This window comes from Leptospira mayottensis 200901116 (assembly GCF_000306675.2).
In the GTDB taxonomy this organism is placed as follows: domain Bacteria; phylum Spirochaetota; class Leptospiria; order Leptospirales; family Leptospiraceae; genus Leptospira; species Leptospira mayottensis.
The window spans coordinates 460402-477500 of the sequence record NZ_CP024871.1; the positions used below are offsets into that span (position 1 = coordinate 460402).

Annotated in this window: 15 protein-coding genes and 1 tRNA gene; 10 read left to right on the forward strand and 6 right to left on the reverse strand. The window is 39.4% G+C overall.

The annotated features are described in order from the left end of the window. Window positions 1–47 precede the first annotated feature (47 nt). Window positions 48–935, forward strand: a complete 888-nt coding sequence (locus LEP1GSC190_RS02115) for an alpha/beta fold hydrolase (protein ID WP_002747543.1) — start codon at window positions 48–50, stop codon at window positions 933–935. A 177-nt stretch (window positions 936–1112) separates the two neighbouring features. Here LEP1GSC190_RS02115 and LEP1GSC190_RS02120 read toward each other — a convergent pair whose 3' ends face one another. After that, entirely contained in the window at window positions 1113–2144 is a 1032-nt protein-coding gene (locus LEP1GSC190_RS02120; RefSeq protein WP_002747464.1) for a hypothetical protein, read from the reverse strand. A gap of 1109 nt (window positions 2145–3253) precedes the next feature. Between LEP1GSC190_RS02120 and LEP1GSC190_RS02125 the strand changes: the two genes are divergently transcribed. Continuing rightward, a protein-coding gene (locus LEP1GSC190_RS02125; protein ID WP_237578353.1) for an IS5 family transposase occupies window positions 3254–3996 on the forward strand; the annotation gives its coding sequence in 2 pieces (ribosomal slippage) (window positions 3254–3545 and window positions 3545–3996; 744 coding nt in all). A gap of 91 nt (window positions 3997–4087) precedes the next feature. On the opposite strand, the gene LEP1GSC190_RS02130 is transcribed toward LEP1GSC190_RS02125, so the two are convergent. From LEP1GSC190_RS02130 to LEP1GSC190_RS02150, 5 genes are all read right to left on the reverse strand, one after another. After that, a complete protein-coding gene (locus LEP1GSC190_RS02130; protein ID WP_036036809.1) occupies window positions 4088–4492 on the reverse strand; it encodes an STAS domain-containing protein in 405 nt (134 codons plus the stop codon). A 549-nt stretch (window positions 4493–5041) separates the two neighbouring features. After that, on the reverse strand, window positions 5042–5737 hold the full coding sequence (locus LEP1GSC190_RS02135; protein WP_002747240.1) for a glycosyltransferase family 2 protein: 696 nt from the start codon (window positions 5735–5737) through the stop codon (window positions 5042–5044). After that, a complete protein-coding gene (locus tag LEP1GSC190_RS02140) occupies window positions 5734–6531 on the reverse strand; it encodes a hypothetical protein (protein WP_002747416.1) in 798 nt (265 codons plus the stop codon). The genes LEP1GSC190_RS02135 and LEP1GSC190_RS02140 overlap by 4 nt, the downstream gene beginning before the upstream one ends. A 12-nt stretch (window positions 6532–6543) precedes the next feature. Further along, window positions 6544–7635 (reverse strand): LIC_10450 family protein, encoded by a 1092-nt coding sequence (locus tag LEP1GSC190_RS02145; RefSeq protein WP_002747428.1) that lies wholly within the window; start codon window positions 7633–7635, stop codon window positions 6544–6546. After that, complete coding sequence (locus tag LEP1GSC190_RS02150) at window positions 7629–8042, reverse strand: hypothetical protein (RefSeq protein WP_002747442.1); 414 nt, start codon at window positions 8040–8042, stop codon at window positions 7629–7631. Before LEP1GSC190_RS02150 ends, LEP1GSC190_RS02145 begins: the two co-directional genes overlap by 7 nt. 147 nt (window positions 8043–8189) lie before the next feature. Between LEP1GSC190_RS02150 and rpsT the strand changes: the two genes are divergently transcribed. The 8 genes from rpsT (at window position 8190) to LEP1GSC190_RS02200 (ending at window position 16969) form a co-directional block, all read left to right on the forward strand. Then, entirely contained in the window at window positions 8190–8462 is a 273-nt protein-coding gene (gene rpsT, locus LEP1GSC190_RS02155) for a 30S ribosomal protein S20 (protein ID WP_002747260.1), read from the forward strand. 17 nt (window positions 8463–8479) lie between these two features. Further along, window positions 8480–8552: transfer RNA gene (locus tag LEP1GSC190_RS02160), tRNA-Val, on the forward strand. A 38-nt stretch (window positions 8553–8590) separates the two neighbouring features. Then, window positions 8591–9973, forward strand: coding sequence for a phosphoglucosamine mutase (gene glmM, locus LEP1GSC190_RS02165; protein ID WP_002762820.1), 1383 nt, complete (start codon window positions 8591–8593; stop codon window positions 9971–9973). A 2-nt stretch (window positions 9974–9975) separates the two neighbouring features. Beyond that, complete coding sequence (glmS, locus tag LEP1GSC190_RS02170; protein ID WP_002747294.1) at window positions 9976–11808, forward strand: glutamine--fructose-6-phosphate transaminase (isomerizing); 1833 nt, start codon at window positions 9976–9978, stop codon at window positions 11806–11808. A 4-nt stretch (window positions 11809–11812) separates the two neighbouring features. After that, window positions 11813–12859 carry a GlmU family protein gene (locus tag LEP1GSC190_RS02175; RefSeq protein ID WP_002747581.1) on the forward strand — a complete coding sequence of 349 codons (1047 nt, stop codon included), beginning with the start codon at window positions 11813–11815 and terminating at the stop codon, window positions 12857–12859. 16 nt (window positions 12860–12875) lie between these two features. After that, window positions 12876–14483, forward strand: a complete 1608-nt coding sequence (locus LEP1GSC190_RS02180) for a carboxyl transferase domain-containing protein (RefSeq protein WP_002747372.1) — start codon at window positions 12876–12878, stop codon at window positions 14481–14483. A gap of 823 nt (window positions 14484–15306) precedes the next feature. Beyond that, window positions 15307–16590, forward strand: coding sequence for an ammonium transporter (locus LEP1GSC190_RS02195; protein ID WP_002747559.1), 1284 nt, complete (start codon window positions 15307–15309; stop codon window positions 16588–16590). A gap of 34 nt (window positions 16591–16624) precedes the next feature. After that, window positions 16625–16969, forward strand: a complete 345-nt coding sequence (locus LEP1GSC190_RS02200) for a P-II family nitrogen regulator (RefSeq protein ID WP_002619748.1) — start codon at window positions 16625–16627, stop codon at window positions 16967–16969. Window positions 16970–17099 lie beyond the last annotated feature (130 nt).

The following is a 17099-nucleotide window of genomic DNA, read 5'->3' on the forward strand; positions in this document are numbered from 1 at the left end:
CGATAGCTGGACGGTTTTCTTCTGGGGCAAAGTAGGGAGTTTAAATTTTGAAATATACATACATAGAAAATCAAAAAGTAAAATTGTTTCTCTCTTATTCGGAAACGGATTCGAAGAATGTTATCTTATTCATTCACGGATACCCAGATACTCATAAAACCTGGGATTTGCAGATCGATTCCTTAAAGGAAAAATTCAAATTAGGTGCAATCGACTTAAGAGGTTTCGGAAGGTCTTCCAAACCTTTGGAACAATCCGAGTACAACTACGCGGTGATTCTTCCCGATCTTTTAAAAGCAATCAATTTTCTTTCCAAAAATAACAAGGTGCATATAGTCGGTCACGATTGGGGAGCGACACTCGGCTGGCTATTTATTAGTGATCCGAAATATTCTAAATACGTAAATTCTTTTACAGCGATTTCCAGTCCTCACCCATGGCTTGCGGGTAAACGAATGATCGACGATCTATTCAGTCTCAATTTTGATAATTGGAAAAAGGTAATCGATCAGAGTTTTCGTTCCTGGTATATCTGGTTCTTTCAAATTCCAATTCTCCCCGAATTGGTGTGGCAAAATTTCGGTGAATTGATTTACAAATGGGTCATGGACCTTGGCGGAGTTCCCCAAAAAGATTTCCTCCGAAAAGTGAATCGAAATGATATCCACAGTGCGACGATTGCGCCTATCAATTTGTTTCGGGAATTATTGTTCGGTAGAACGGTAATCTCTGCCCCTTCCAACATCAAAATCCCGGTGCAGTTAATTATTCCTCAAAAGGATTTTATCGTTCTTCCGGAAGTATATGAAAACACATATGACTATGTTGACAATTTAGAAATTCATAAATTAGATTCCAATCATTGGGTGCATCGAGAACAACCGAGCGTAGTGACGGAGTTGATTCAAAAGTTCGTTTCCAAACATTCCGTATAACAGGTAAGGAGGATACTTTCAATGTTATGGAGATGTCGGTGTGTTGTTAGTAAAAAGTTCGAACTTGTAGATTACATTATATTTATATTATATATATAAAGGATCGTATAAAAAATCAAACGATCTTAAATAGAATACAATAAGAGTCTCGTTGGGCGAAACGTTCTTCGTAAATGTTTAGAAATTTACTCCTCCAAAAATCACTAATTCTAAAAATCCGAAATTTTGACTAGCTCGGTCTTTGGAATGTCCGTTTGTAAAGACGCTTGAAAGATCGATATATCCCCCTTTGGCACCGAGTTCGAAAAAGACGAGTCGGTAAATGTCGACACGGCTTGCAACATAACCGGAAATTCCATAGCCTGATGCATGAAAATGATTGTTTTTTCCTTCCCCGAAAAGACGAACGTCGCTTCTACAAATGATCGGGCCTCCGCCTACGGATGCGACGAAACTGAGAGCGTTTTCTCCATCGGACGAAATCAAAAGAGGTTGGATTGTTCCCACATCCATATAAAGAAAGTTTAATCCGTCCGTATGTTCGAATTTAAGGAAGTCTGGAGTTATATTAACTGTCTCTCCGTTATGATATCCTTCCAGTTTTTTATACGCTTCAGGGAATAAGTATAGATAAACCGCCGAATCGGGAGAAGTTCCGAGATGAGCCTTTTGGATTGAAAGTGGATCGATATAACCGTAAATGTTTGCCGCTTGTCCTCGACTCATCACGTATTTCATGTGATCTTGGCCAAAAGCGAAGAAGAATTTATCTGCAATATAATAAGTTAGACGAAAGTTATATTGCGGGATCTCCCAAAGGCTCGGGTTCAGATAAACGGATGGATCGAATCTTTCGGGTTTATCCTTTGCAACCACGTCTTTCAAAGTGAATTTATATCCGGGACCGTGAAAATTGATATCACTTTGTGTATAAGAATCGCGGTTATAACCCCACTGAAAACTCCAAGTTCCCTTTTTCTGATCTACTCTCTTTGGCGGTTCCTTTGTTTCGACAGATGTAGTCTGGTTTGGAAAAATTTGTTCCGTTTGAGTTTCTGAGTTTGCCTGTATGAAAGGAATGGCTTTTTGTTGGTTCGTATTTTTCGTTTGAGATTCTGAAAGTATGGGAAACGGAGAGAAACAAAAGATAAGAATGTAAATGGCGTTTTTCAAAGAAATCTTAAGATTTTGAGTTTGATTTAAATTCATGGGAATTAGGAGTGAAAAGTCTCCATTTTAGTATCTTAAAAATACTAAAATGGAAGGGGCCCCATTCTGACTATGTTTTTTCCGTGGATTGTAAATTCAGATTTGTTAATGCGAGATAGATTTCCGCTTTTTTGGTTTCCTTTGCAAACTATTTGATCGAGAAAATTAGATTCGAATTTTATTACTCGAACGTATGAAAAGAATACTGTAATGAATTTATTTCAAAAGTTAGAATGTTAGATCTTTTTTAAAAAGCCAACGATTTTGGATTCGGTGCAATTTTGTGAGGACTTCATATCTTTGTAAAAATTGTCCCTTAATTTTTGGTACCATTTTCATGCGTCCGATTAGAAGCCTCTGAAAAATAGAAGTAGGGAAGTATCGTTTTTACAAAAACCAAACGGAATTTATTACGGAAAATTTAATTATTGCAAAAGTAGATTTATATAATAAAAGTATAATTTTCTATTTCGTGTAACTATCGTTTAAAATAACTTTAAAATTGAATGTCTTTTTAGATTTTTCTAAACAAAATTAAACCGCGTACTGTATGAAAGACAGTTTTATTTGAACTTAGAGCCCGTCTCAAAATAGAAAATCTTTAAACGGTCCCCTACGAGTTTCTAAAAAAATGTAGGAGTGCTATAGTTACATCGTATTGAGGATTTTTTCCGTTGTTTAAAATTATAGGAGTTCCTACAATTTTGAAATGGACATCTTAAAAGACGTTTTACTGGGAGATTTGTTTTTACTCAATCTGATACAAATCGATTTGAGTTGTGTTAGAAATCGGACAAGGAAGATTTTAATTGAACATTGAAGGATCAGTAGTATTTCTTTATATCCTTAGTTTGTAGATTGGACTATCTCAAATCATAAAATTTTTTTTCCTGTATTTCAATGAAACTTTTTAACAATTCCATAAATTTCGCACTGCAATTTTTCCTAACGTAAAGTGCGGTATTCATTTTTTTAGATAGATCTTGAATCAATCTTTAGTAAGAGCCGGTCTCAAAACTGGTTGTACAGAGAAAGTGTAAAAATATAAATGTGAAATGGACAAATATTATTCAGAAATCCCCGATGCACTTTGGGAAAAAATAGCACCATTGATTCCTAAAGAAAAGCCCAATCTTCAAGGAGGTCGCAATCGTGTTCCTTCAAGAATAGTAATGGCAGGTATCATCTATCGAATGAAAACAGGCTGTCAGTGGCGTGCAATTCCCAATGAGTTTGGATCTGGTCAAACTTGTCACAGAAGATTTCAAGAATGGGAACGGGCAGGAGTATTCAAAAAGATCTATAAATCTATTTTAAAATATTATGATGTAAAGAATCAGATAGCATGGGACTGGGCTTCGATGGATTCGGCAATGGTTAAGGCTCCCAAAGGGGGAGTTTAACCGGGAAAAATCCTACAGACCGTGCCAAATTAGGGGTTAAACGGCATATCCTTACGGATGGAAATGGAATTCCTTTGGCAATTACGTTGACTGGAGCTAACGTTCATGACAAACACGGTGTAAAAGATACGTTGAATTCAATCCTAATATTTTCCGGAAAAAGAAGAAAAAAGCCAAAACATCTTTGTTTAGATAAAGGTTATGACTTCCAAGATATAGAAGTTTTAATCAAAAGAAGAAACATTCAATCTCATATTCGGAAAAAAGGTGAAAAGCCTCTCATCGGTAAATACAATGGAAAATCTAGACGATGGGTCGTTGAAAGAACTAACAGTTGGCACAATCGATTCAGAGCTATCCTAATTCGTTGGGAAAGAAAATCTGAAAATTATCTTGCATCTCTTTATCTCGCAAGTTCTATCATTGCTTTTAACTTTTTTGATAGGTAGTTTTGAGACCGGCTCTAAGTTCGAAATACGAGTCTTTCGATTGTTTTCTGTTGATAAAAATTGTTTTTTAGATGTTTTCCAATGGAATTAGTTATACGCTAAGAATTCGAATCGCTTCTGAGAAGTTGGAAGCCGTACGGAAAAGCGCTTTAAGCCTCGTTAATTCGAGCATTTTTTCGATCTGAGGAGTGAGAGAATAGAGTACAAGCCCACCACCCGGGATTTTGCTCAATTGGTTCTGAGCTCCGATAAAAGTAGCAATTCCGGAGGAATCCATAGTACGTACACCCGAAAGATCTATAAGATGGATATAAACTTTTTTTTCTATAGCTTCGTTAAAGGCGTCTTTTAGTTTTTTGGCCGAGAATATATTGATGTCTCCTTTTATTTGAACTATGATCGCTGGGCCGGGAAGGGTACCGGCGGAGGAAATGTTTTCAATCGAAAATTGCAGTTCATTGGATTTTTGGTTAAGGGGGTCGGATTTAGTTTCCATAATTCTTTCTCCAAAGATGTCTTTGTTCATATTAATTATATCAATCCGTAGATTCAATAACAAATGAGAAATAAATTTTTGATTGATCTTGCAAGGGGTTTTTAGCTTTTATTCTTTGATTTTTCAAACTCTGTAGGAAAAAACGGAACGGAGTAAGAACATTGAAGATAAAACGAAAAAAATTCTAAAAATTTAATGTTGTGGTTCTAATTATTAAAATCGTTTGGACTTTTTTCCTTATATTGTTAAGTTTCAGGATGAAAAATTGTTCCAAAGAAATTTTAGAGTTTGTTTACTACGAATTTAAGAGCCTGTCTTAAAAACCTATAAATATGGGAACTACTGCAATTTTAAAAAACAGGCAAAACTATTCAAAAGCCGATAACTACTTTCCGGGGAGGAAATTCTCACGTTTTTATTACGAACTTCCTGAATGATCGAAGCAGATTGATTTTAAGAATTTGGTAGGTTCTAAAGGTCGGATGTGCGATTCGATTCAAAATCTTAAAGTTATGGGATATTCCTCTCGTTCGGACGTAAGGTCATTTCTCAATCGAATAAGTTATAACGAAGAATGCAATAGATCGCACGAAAACCGTCTTTCCAACCGATCTTTTTTCCTTCCGCGTAAGTTCTTCCGTAATAGGAGATGCCGACTTCAAAGATACGAACATCTGGAATTTTCGCGACCTTTGCGGTGATTTCCGGTTCGAAACCAAAACGATTTTCTTTGATATCGATGGACTGGATGATTTCCCTACGAAATGCTTTATAACAAGTTTCCATGTCCGTTAAGTTGATATTGGTAAACATGTTGGAAAGAGTAGTTAGCACCATATTTCCCAGGCGATGCCAGTAATAAACAACTCTATGCGGACGTCCGCTCAAGAATCTACTTCCGAATACCACATCCGCTTTGCCTTTGTAAATCGGATCGATGACTTCCGGAATTTCAAAAGGGTCGTATTCCAAATCCGCGTCTTGAACGATTACAATATCTCCGGTTGCGGCTTTAAAACCCGTTCTAAGGGCGGCTCCTTTTCCATAATTGACTTCGTGAAGGATGATTTGATTGGTTAATTTTTTAAGAGCCGGAGTTTGAAGAAGCTCTCTTGTTCCATCCTTGGAACAATCGTCCACGAGAATGATTTCCTTGTTTTTGATCGGGACTTTCTTTACTGTTTCCAGAATATTACGAATCGTATTTTTTTCGTTATAACAAGGAATGACGATGGAAACTTTCATATTAACTCCAGACCTGTGATTTCGGCCATCCGGAAATCTCGGATAATGGTATCAGCTCGTGCTATTATTTTTTCAAGAGCGATTCCGAAAACTAAATTCTGATACGATTCTGCCGCTTTCGGGAATTCTCTCTCGTCCATTTTGATGGAAAGAGTTTGAGAAACTCTTTTTTTTTCTATACATTCCCGAATTGAAGTGATCGTTTCTTTCAGAGCGATACAAACTTCTTTCAGAATATTTTGGCCGTCTTTTTCCATCGCGCTTTGATTTCCATTCGCGTCCAAAAGAGCTTTGATGTGTTCGCTGATTCGGATAGAAGGCATTCCTCTTCTACTGATTCCCATCCTTTCTATGACGGTGATCATATCTTTGAAAATCGCAAATTCGGGAGTTCCTTTGAAGACGTAAATCAAGGCTGGTAATTCGGTTTCCGCAAAGGAAAGGATTGCGCCGTAAAAGTAACGGATTTCTGGTTTTGCCAAAGGATGAAAATCGACCCTCTGATACTTTTTGAGCTTTGCTTCTTGTTCTTCCAGGATCTTATTGATCGTTTCTCCCTTGGCCGCTTGTTTTTTGTCTTCCAATTCCTTGTTTTTGGCCTTTAAGGTTTCTATAAATTGAATTTCGTCTTTGAGGAACTGGGCAAGATTACCTTTTTGTTGGAGAATCATCGTAAGCCTTGACTCAAACGCTTTCAAATCGAAGATTTTCGAATTTTTTTTGGAATTTTCTGAATATTCCGTCCTGAGTTTTTCTAGAACGGCTTTGATTTCGGAGCTTTGTAGGGGTTCCATAGGAGATCTCTCCTATTCAGTATCGACCCATCTTTCCAGAGAAATAAGTAAAGAAGATATATCTTCGGAACAATACAGAAGCGCGGTCCTGGAATCTCGAAACATTTGTTGCTGATTGTATGAAAGTTGTTTGATGTGATTGTCGTTTTTCATATTAAGAACGTTCAAGGTGTTCAAAACCATTTTTTTCAGTTTTTGAACCAATCCAAGCATTAATTCCTGCATTTCCCAAAGGGTCACGAGTTTAAGTTTTTCACTGTCAGTATTTTTGGACTGTAGGATTTGTTTTCTAGAGGATTCGTATTTAGCTGTGTAGTAATTTACGGATCTTGGATATGTGGTCAGCTCTTTGTGGTAGTTCAGAATTCGATCGAGTTTCTGAAAAAATTCTATATCGAATTCCCGGTTTAAGTTTCCAATGATATTCTTATTTTCGGAAGGATCTCCTGTGATTTCGAAAATTTTCGAATTCTGAAGGTTGTTCAAAACAGAATGGATTCTTTCCTTTATCTTTGCGAGTTCGGAGATTCTTTTTTCAATGACGTCTATTTCAATGAAAGAAGGAGCGGAATCGTATTCCATTTTTGAAAAAGGTTCACCTAAGTCTTGTTTGGGGGAAGTACTAGGGCTATCCAGGATGTTAAGATCCATTTTTTCTAAGTCTAAACCGGAGCTTTCTTGAGATTTACGACGATCCTGAGTGGGTTTTGGCTTTTGAAGGGCGCTTTTTTGAACTTCCATCTCGTTGATTGTTTGGGCTGAGTCTGGGCTCAGCTTTGGAATTTTTACGGAAGATTGTTCCTGGGTTTTGGTCATAATCTCCTGCAGAGAAGAGATTTTTTGTACGGAAAGAGATGTAACCTGTTTTACACTTTGTCGGCTATGATGAGTCGAATGGGGAACGTGTTTGTGCTTTTGAGCTTCATTCGGAGATTCTAAAGTAATCCTCACGAATTCTGCTCTTCGGGTATTCCGATTAAATCGAAGAGCAAAGCGGTTCCCTTGTTTATCTATAAATTTTTGACTGAGTTGACCTAAGGAAAGTGCGTTAGGATCTATCGAAGAAATGGAATCGATTTCGATGTATTCGGATCGTTTTAACATGACGATTTTTCCTCAAATATGATACTATTATGTTGAAGAAAGTTTTCGGGATAGAATACGCCATATTTGTCAAGAAGAAGAGAATCCGACTTTTGATTCAAACGTAAGTAAAAATCCAAATATACGTTATGCAAAATCTCTTCCATCAACGAATCAAACGAACGAAAACTATGGAAACAATAATTAAAAATTTGTAAATAAGAACTTTTCCGAATGAATAACGAGGTGGAAATTTTTTCTCTTTCAGTCGACAAAAAACACCTCCCCGATTTTTCAAAGTCCTCTAGAAATACAACTCCCAACTCTAAAAGTTCGGAAAGATCTATTTCTTCTTCTTGCAGACGGGAAAAAAAGTCCCGATCCAATAAAATGGTCAAAAAAATATTTCCAAAACGATTCTGCCTCATTTTTGTCTTCCCTTTTGTGCCGGTTCCGGAAGTCGCTCGTAGAGGTTTTAAAACCTTTCAATCGGTGTGGAATTTTAGAAGAATTCGTTTGACAGAAGTTAGGGTACGGAAAAGCTGGAAAAACTTATTCGATAGGAAGTGTAGGCCTTGGCTAATATCAAGTCTTCAGAAAAGGACATTCGGAGAACGAAACGCAGAAATGCGGCCAATTCCCAGAATCGGTCCAGGCTCAGAACTCAGGCTAAAAAAGTTTTGAAAGCCATCAAAGAAAAAGACCCAAAAGCAGCAATGGCTCTTTTTATAGAGTATACCTCTCTTTTAGATAAAGCTGCAAAAACAAATTTAATCCATTCTAAAAATGCAGATAGAAAAAAAAGTAGAATGGCAAAACGCCTCAACACAGTATCTGCAGCAGCTTAAAACTACGGAATGATAAAGGGCGATTAGCTCAGCTGGTAGAGCGCCTGCCTTACAAGCAGGATGTCGGCAGTTCGATCCTGTCATCGCCCATATACTCTTTCCGGAGAAATTAACCTTTTCTAAAACTTATGAATACAAATGCTTTCGTATTCAATCATCCAGATCTCATGGTTTCCGTTTCTGGGATTCGAGGAATCATTCCCACAGGACTTTCTCCCGAAGTTATTTTTGATGCGCTCCGTGCTTTTGGTACTTGGATTGAAGGATCTAAAATTGTAATCGGTCGCGATTCCAGGCCTTCCGGGCCTTATATCGAAAACATTGCCTTAGGTTTGATGCAGGCGATGGGAAAAGACGTTCTACAACTCGGAATTGTTCCGACTCCGACGGTAAAAGCGGTCGTTAATCTTTCCAAAGCGGGAGGCGGAATCATGATCAGTGCCTCTCACAATCCGATCCTGTGGAACGCGTTTAAATTTATAGGTCCAGGCGGATTCTTTACTGGAGCGGCAGATTTGGAACAAATTCTGGACACGGTTCGAAATCAATCCTATAGACAAATTCAATACAAACCTTCTTCTAAAATCGTTTCTGGAAAAGAATGGTCTGAAAAACACATCGAGTCCGTTCTCAAACGAGTGGACGTCGGTGCAATTCGAAAGAAAAAATACAAGGTTCTCGTAGACGCAGTCAATGGAGCGGGAAGCGCCTTGGTTCCGGAACTTCTGAGAAAACTCGGATGTAAGCCGATCCTTTTGCATTGCAGTCCGGACGGAACTTTTCCAAGACCACCGGAACCTACTCCGGACGCGCTCAAACAAACTTCTCGAAAGATGAGATCTTCCGGTGCCGATATTGGCTTTGCTCTGGATCCGGACGCGGATCGTCTTGTCGTTCTCACTCCGAAAAAAGGAGCGATCTCCGAAGAATACACTCTTCCTTTGAGTTTTCTTTCTCTCACGTTGGGGAAGATGCCTAAAAAGGCCAACCTGGTCGTAAATCTTTCCACAAGTTTTATCAACGAATTCGTGGCGGGACAATATGGTGTTCCCGTTTCTCGTTCTAAAGTTGGGGAAGCGAACGTAGTATCCGAAATGCTTCGCCAAAAATCGATTTTCGGTGGAGAAGGAAACGGAGGAGTCATCGATCCCGCAATCGCTTCTTTTGGAAGAGATTCACTTTCCGGAATCGCACATATCCTAAATGGAATGGCAATAACGGGAAAAAAAATCGATTCTATTTTAGAAGAATTCCCTGCCATTCATATGCAAAAAACAAGTTTCCAAGTGGCGGTAAAAAATCTCCAGGATATCTATTCTAAGTTCAGTGAAGAATTTTCGGCTTTTTCCAAAGAAACTCTAGACGGCTTGCGCTTGGCCTCTGAGGATTCTTGGATTCACATTCGTCCTTCTAACACGGAACCGATCATACGAGTCATAGCAGAAGCGAGGACCAAAAAAGATCTTAATTCTCTGCTCGACCGCACGGGAAGTCTCATGGAGAATGCCTGAATATGTGTGGAATCGTCGGTTATGCCGGTAAAAAGAATGCAGAATCAGTACTGGTAGTAGGTCTAATCTGTCTCGAATATAGAGGTTACGATTCGGCCGGGATTGCGGTTTTGGATCAGGGCGATATTCTGGTTCGAAAGGCGAAAGGGAAGATCAAAGACTTGGAAGCTTACTTGCGCGAATTTCCTGCACCTGGAAACGTTGGGATTGGGCACACTCGTTGGGCGACTCATGGAGAGCCGAATCAGATCAACGCCCATCCACACACAGATTCCAACTCGACCGTTGCAGTTGTGCATAACGGAATCATCGAAAATTATCTCGAACTCAAAAGTGAGTTAAAGAAGAAAGGGCATGTATTTCAAAGTTTAACCGATACGGAAGTTCTTCCTCATTTGCTCGAAGAAAGTAAAAAGAACGGCAAGTCCAACAAGGACGCATTTTTAGAACTTTTCGGAAAGGTCCACGGAAAGTGGGCGGTTTCCACCGTATTTGAAACTGAACCCGATCGTGTTTACTTCGCCCAAGACGGGGCCCCCCTTTTAATCGGAAAAGGGAAGAGGGAATACTTTTTGGCCTCTGATATTTCTCCCCTTACCAGAAACTGCGAAGAAGTGTATTACGTGAACTCCGGAGAATGGGGTTTCTTTTCTCAAGACGAATTCAAATTATTCGATTTTTCAGGAAAAGAGCTCACTCCCGTATTCAAAAAGCAGGAACTCCGCTGGGAAGATCTGGACAAGGGCGGTTATCCTCACTACATGATCAAGGAGATTTATGAACAAGCAGGAATCTTCCGTAAAATTATCCAAGAAAGAATATTAGACAACGGTGAAATTGTTTTTCCGGAAATCAAACTAAATAAGGACGTACTTTCCAGAGTCAATAGAATCATCATCCAAGCGGCAGGAACCAGTTATTATGCTGGAATGATCGGCAAACATTATCTTGAAAATTTTGCAAAGATTCAAACCGATACGGAGGCTTCTTCGGAGTTCCGTTATAGGAATCCGGTCGTAGAGGGAGATACTCTCATTATGGGAATCTCTCAATCCGGTGAAACCGCGGATACGTTAGCTTCCATTCATGAAGCAAAGGCTAAGTTCATCAAAGTGGTCTCTCTCGTGAACAACGTAAATTCCACGATTGCAAGGGAATCGGATTCCTATATCCGAACCGACGCCGGTCCCGAAATCGGAGTTGCTAGTACGAAAGCATTTACAGCTCAGGTTTTAAATCTTCTTTTATTTTCAATTTATATGGCCAATCTCAAGTGGCTTATCAGCGACGAAGAGAGAAAAATTCTCATCGAAGAAATCAAATTACTTCCTGCCAAGATAGATCGGATTCTCGCGCAGGCGAATAAGATCGAACAGATGTCTTCTCATTTTACGACCGCAAAGGATTTTATATTTTTAGGAAGAACTTATAATCATCCTATTGCACTTGAAGGTGCGTTGAAGTTAAAGGAAATTTCTTATATTCACGCATCCGGTTACGCAGGCGGAGAATTCAAACACGGGCCGATCGCGCTCATTACTAGCGAAGTTCCGGTAGTTTGTATCGCTCCCAAGTCAGAAATTTATACGAAAATGGTTTCCAACATTCAAGAAATCAAAGCGAGAAAAGGAATCATCATCTCAATTGTGACCGAAGGAGATCAAGAAGCGAAATCTCTTTCGGATTATTCTTTTGAAATTCCGGAATGTTCCGAGATCTTAAGTCCGATCTTGAATGTGATTCCTTTGCAATTACTCGCATACTATTCTGCGATCGCTCGGGGTTGTCCTCCGGACCAGCCCAGAAACCTGGCTAAGTCCGTAACCGTAGAGTAAGTTTATGCCGAAGGTTCAGAGAATTCTCATCGATGAAAGAGAGATTCCTGCAGGTTTACGTTCTCTGACGCGCATTCGATCTTTTTCGGAGATTCGCAATGGAATTTTGAATACGGTTCAAAGAACGAAAGAACTTCATCCAGACGCAAAGATTTTCTATGTGCATTCGAATCCTACCTTTCAACAGGCTTTTTTAGAAAGAAATCCGAAACTTTTTCCTTATGATGAAAAGGACGTGGACTTGATTTTATCGCCTGAGTCTTGTTTACCGTGGAATTTAATCGACGGAACCGCAAAAAATATAGAAGACGATCTCGAACTCGGTAAAGAAGTTCAGAAATGGATTCGAAAACTCAAAGTAAAATCGAATCACTTTCACGTTGTCGGAAAATCCAAACATCTTCATGTGCACTCGTCCGCTGTCATATATCCTGGAGTTGTATTTGATACGACATCGGGCCCTGTGATCGTGGATAAGGATGTAAAGATCACTTCCTTTTCCTTTATCGAGGGGCCTGTTTATATCGGACCGAATTCTCAAATCGATAATGCAAGGATTACCGGAGCAACGAGCGTCGGAGCTACTTGTAGAATTGGTGGAGAAGTGGGAACTTGTTTGATCGGAGATTTTACAAACAAACACCACGAAGGATTTTTAGGACATTCCATTCTTGGAAGTTGGGTCAATATAGGTGCACTTGCGACCACATCCGATTTAAAAAACAATTACGGTGTCGTAAAAATTCGGGAAGAGAACGACGAATGTATCACCGGTTCCATCAAGTTCGGTTCCGTGATTTCGGACTATTGTAAGATCGCGATCGGAGTGATGTTGAATACGGGAACCGTAGTTGATTTCGGATCGAACGTCGTATCTTCTCGAATCGGCGGATATGTTTCTCCGTTTACTTGGGCGGAATCGGGGCAATCTTATATTCTCGATCTATTTTTGAGAGATGCTCGAAAAATTATGGCGAGAAGAAACAGAGAGCTCACGTTATCCGAAACAGAGTTGATTCGTATTTTATACGAATCTAAAGTAAAAAAATAAAAATTCGGAGGGTTTTATGGAAATCATAGAATCCAAAATACGCACGTCCTCGTCGGAATATAAAGAGAATTTTGAAGATCTAAAACAGAAGGTGGGATCTTTACGCAAACTAATTCGTAAAATCGAGTTAGGCGGTGGTGAAAAAGCAATCGAACGTCACAAAGAAAGAGGCAAACTTACCGCAAGAGAAAGGATTTCTTCCTTGATTGATCCGGAAACCTCCTTTTTGGAATTTTCTCCTCTGGCCGCGGAGGGTGTTTATCCTGATGGTGTTCCCGCAGCGGGAATTTTGACCGGTATCGGAAGGATTTGCGGAATCGATTGTGTAATCGTCGCGAACGATGCGACTGTAAAAGGTGGAACGTATTATCCTCTGACTGTAAAAAAACATATCCGAGCACAGGAGATCGCTCTTCAAAATTCTCTTCCTTGTATTTATCTCGTAGATTCTGGAGGAGCCTTTCTTCCGATGCAGGACGAAGTGTTCCCCGATAAGGATCATTTCGGGAAAATTTTTTATAACCAGGCAAATTTGTCTGCTCTTAAGATTCCGCAGATTTCCGTGGTCATGGGAAGTTGTACGGCGGGAGGGGCTTATATTCCTGCGATGTCCGACGAATCCGTTATCGTAAAAGGGAACGGAACGATTTTCTTAGGCGGCCCTCCGCTTGTAAAAGCAGCGACCGGGGAAATCGTTACGCCGGAAGAATTGGGTGGCGCCTTGGTTCACAGTACGATTTCCGGAGTGACGGATCACTATGCGGAAGATGACGCGCACGCGATTGAGATCACAAGGAACATCGTTTCTACTTTGCATCATGCGGGGAACGTTGATGTAAAAGGAATCAGTTGGGAAGAACCCTTATATCCTTCCGAAGAAATTTACGGAATCATACAAAAGGACATTCGTAAATCGTACGACGTTCGAGAGATCGTTGCGAGAATCGTGGATGGATCTCGTTTTCAAGAATTCAAAAAATATTATGGAACTACTCTCGTGACCGGCTTTGCAAAAATTTATGGAAAGATGGTTGGAATTATCGCAAACAACGGGGTGTTATTTTCGGAAAGTGCGCTTAAAGCTTCGCATTTCATTGAGCTTTGTAATCAAAGAGGGATTTCTCTTTTGTTTCTTCAGAACATCACCGGATTTATGGTCGGTAAAAAATACGAAAATTCCGGAATTGCAAAAGACGGTGCCAAAATGGTGAATGCGGTTTCAACTTCCGTTGTACCTAAATATTCGGTAGTAATCGGAGGTTCTTACGGGGCAGGAAATTATGGAATGTGCGGAAGGGCTTTTAATCCAAGATTTTTATGGATGTGGCCGAATTCAAGAATTTCTGTAATGGGTGGAGAGCAGGCAGCAAATGTCCTTTTAACGGTAAAGATGGAGCAACTGGAAAGAGAAGGCAAAAAACTTTCTGAAGCCGAGCAGTTTGCATTTCGTAAACCAATCTTGGACGATTACGAAAGTAGATCTTCTTGCATCTATTCTTCTGCGAGGCTTTGGGATGATGGGGTAATCGATCCCGCCAAAACGAGAGATATTTTAGGAATCGCTCTTTATGCGGACCATTCTAAAATGCCGGAATATCCTCGTTATGGAATTTTCAGAATGTAGAGAATTTTTAAACTGCAATTCGATTGATTGAACTAGAAATGTATCGGATAAGTTACTTTCTTTTTTGTTCCTGCTTCTCGTTTTTGACATTGCTTTAAGGGGAATATCCTTTTTAAAGACGCATTTATACTTTGGATAGTTTCATCTTTAAATGTATATAACCTTTTTGTAAAAATCGAATGTGGAAAAATCGGTTAATTTCTAAAGTTCGAATTTTAAAAATCCTTTATAAAGATGATAAGTCGAACCGGAAATTTCTTCGAATCAAAAGAGAACGAGAAATCAAACTCATAACAAAAAATGAACTTTTAGTCAAACTTCGAAAACAAGATTTAAGCTTGTGGAAACGCTACGTGGAGATTTCGCGGGAGTTCCCACAGTCTTTATGTTCTTTTTGCAGTTTTAAAAGCGACTTTTTCGCAGTGAAGAAGGGTTCCCTACTTGTGATGACCAAGATAGTGAGTGATGGTGCTCTGATTTCGTGAGAGTTTTCAGATTTGAGACGGATTTTGATTTTCTTACACCGAATTCTCATTAGAATATTAGCAGTTTTAGGATTTTATTAGCATCTATTATAGAGAAATAGCAAAATTTCAAAAATTGCTTATTTTTTGGGCAATTTGAAGTATTTAATTCATTCGAAGTTTGGAATTTTTATAGTTTTAGTCTTAGTTTCGATTTGTATTTGGCTCTTCTTTCAAGAAATGCAGGATCTACTATATTCCAGAGTAGTCTTTTCATATTCTGAAAATTCTTAAATTATTCTTTAGTTGGTATCGATTTTGCAAGTAATAGGTATCAATTGATTGGGATGAGAATGATTATGAATTGGACTAAAAGATTAATCTTATTGCTTCTTCTACTTCTTCCATTTGTCGTATTTGGACAAGAAGCGACTGTAGCTCCGCCCCCCGCCGTACCGGATAAAGGAGATACAGTCTGGATGATCGTTGCATCGGCTCTCGTGTTTTTTATGATTCCTGGATTAGCGTTATTTTATGGCGGTCTTGTAAGATCTAAAAACGTTCTTTCGACTATGATGCATAGTTTTGTGGCGATCTTAGTTTTAACTCTACAATGGACAGTTTTTGGGTATAGTTTTGCGTTTTCGGGAACTAATCCTTATTTTGGAAATTTTGATCTCGCTTTCTTGAATGGAATTGATGAAAAAACGTTGGAATTGACGATTCCCAAATATGTTCACTTCCTTTTTCAAGGAATGTTTGCATTGATCACACCTGCTCTGATTTCGGGAGCAATTGCTGAAAGGGTAAAATTCGGCGGTTATATAGTTTTTATTTTTCTTTGGTCCACTCTTGTTTATGATCCGGTTGCACACTGGGTTTGGGCGGCGGATGGTTGGCTCTTTAAAATGAGTGCTTTGGATTTTGCGGGAGGAACCGTAGTACACTTGATTTCCGGGATTGCAGGTCTTGCTGCTGCGATTGTTCTTGGAAAAAGAAAAGGAGAAGGTTCTCTGATCGCTCCTAATAATCTTACTTACACTTTAATTGGCGCCGGTTTACTTTGGTTCGGTTGGTTCGGTTTTAACGCCGGCTCCGGTCTTGCAGTAAACGGAATCGCGGCAAGAGCATTCTTAGTTACATTGATTGCTCCTGCGGCTGCCGGTGTCGCGTGGCTTGTAATCGAATACCTTCATACAAAAAAAGCTACCGCTCTTGGAGCCGCCTCCGGTATCGTTGCAGGTTTAGTTGTGATTACTCCTGCATCCGGATTCGTTGGCGTTCAAGGTGCCATTATCATGGGTTTTCTCGTAAGCCCTGTGTGCTACGGTGCGATTCTTTTGAAAGGAAAATTCGGATACGATGATAGTTTGGATGCTTTTGGAATTCACGGAGTGGGTGGTGCGTTAGGCGCTATTCTTACCGGAGTTTTTACTCTCACTCTTGGCGCAGGCGTTATAAGCAGAGGAGATCAGATTCTGGTTCAGATAATCAGTGTCATCGCAACTGGAGCGTATTCTTTTATAGTGTCTGTGATTCTTGTATTTCTGATCGATAAAACGATTGGATTCCGTATTTCGGAAGAAAAAGAAATTACCGGTTTGGATTCGGAGATCCACGGTGAAAAAGGTTATATTCTTTAATTAACTACCGAAGGATTTTGAATAAGGAGATTCTATGAAATTAATCGTTGCTATCATTCAGCCTCATAAATTGGAAGAGGTAAAAGCGGAATTAACGAAGAATGAAATTTACAGACTTACCGTGAGTGATGTTCAGGGATATGGCCAACAAAAAGGAAAAACCGAAGTTTTTCGAGGCCACGAATATCAAGTGAATCTTCTAAGAAAAGTTCGTCTTGAAATTGCTGTTAACGACGAATTTGTAAAGCCTACTGTGGACGCTATTCTAAAGGCAGCAAAAACCGGAGACGGAAAGATCGGAGATGGAAAGATTTTTATTACTCCTCTTGAGGATGTGATTCGGATCAGAACTGGAGAACGAGGAAGTTCCGCGATCTGATTTTTTTACTAAAGGTCTGTTCCAAAAACTTAAATGAAATAAACTATCATTACCCGGTAAGTTCGTAATAAAATGCTGGGGTTCTCGCAGATTACATCGTCTTGGTAGTTTATGGATTTGGAGCAGTCTT

What these genes read in the sequence shown, in the direction of transcription:
- LEP1GSC190_RS02120 (WP_002747464.1), bottom strand. Translation starts at nt 2,144, where the DNA reads ATGAATTTAAATCAAACTCAAAATCTTAAGATTTCTTTGAAAAACGCC.
- LEP1GSC190_RS02130 (WP_036036809.1), bottom strand. Translation starts at nt 4,492, where the DNA reads ATGGAAACTAAATCCGACCCCCTTAACCAAAAATCCAATGAACTGCAA.
- LEP1GSC190_RS02135 (WP_002747240.1), bottom strand. Translation starts at nt 5,737, where the DNA reads ATGAAAGTTTCCATCGTCATTCCTTGTTATAACGAAAAAAATACGATT.
- LEP1GSC190_RS02140 (WP_002747416.1), bottom strand. Translation starts at nt 6,531, where the DNA reads ATGGAACCCCTACAAAGCTCCGAAATCAAAGCCGTTCTAGAAAAACTC.
- LEP1GSC190_RS02145 (WP_002747428.1), bottom strand. Translation starts at nt 7,635, where the DNA reads ATGTTAAAACGATCCGAATACATCGAAATCGATTCCATTTCTTCGATA.
- LEP1GSC190_RS02150 (WP_002747442.1), bottom strand. Translation starts at nt 8,042, where the DNA reads ATGAGGCAGAATCGTTTTGGAAATATTTTTTTGACCATTTTATTGGAT.
- glmM (WP_002762820.1), top strand. Translation starts at nt 8,591, where the DNA reads ATGAATACAAATGCTTTCGTATTCAATCATCCAGATCTCATGGTTTCC.
- glmS (WP_002747294.1), top strand. Translation starts at nt 9,976, where the DNA reads ATGTGTGGAATCGTCGGTTATGCCGGTAAAAAGAATGCAGAATCAGTA.
- LEP1GSC190_RS02175 (WP_002747581.1), top strand. Translation starts at nt 11,813, where the DNA reads ATGCCGAAGGTTCAGAGAATTCTCATCGATGAAAGAGAGATTCCTGCA.
- LEP1GSC190_RS02180 (WP_002747372.1), top strand. Translation starts at nt 12,876, where the DNA reads ATGGAAATCATAGAATCCAAAATACGCACGTCCTCGTCGGAATATAAA.
- LEP1GSC190_RS02195 (WP_002747559.1), top strand. Translation starts at nt 15,307, where the DNA reads ATGAATTGGACTAAAAGATTAATCTTATTGCTTCTTCTACTTCTTCCA.
- LEP1GSC190_RS02200 (WP_002619748.1), top strand. Translation starts at nt 16,625, where the DNA reads ATGAAATTAATCGTTGCTATCATTCAGCCTCATAAATTGGAAGAGGTA.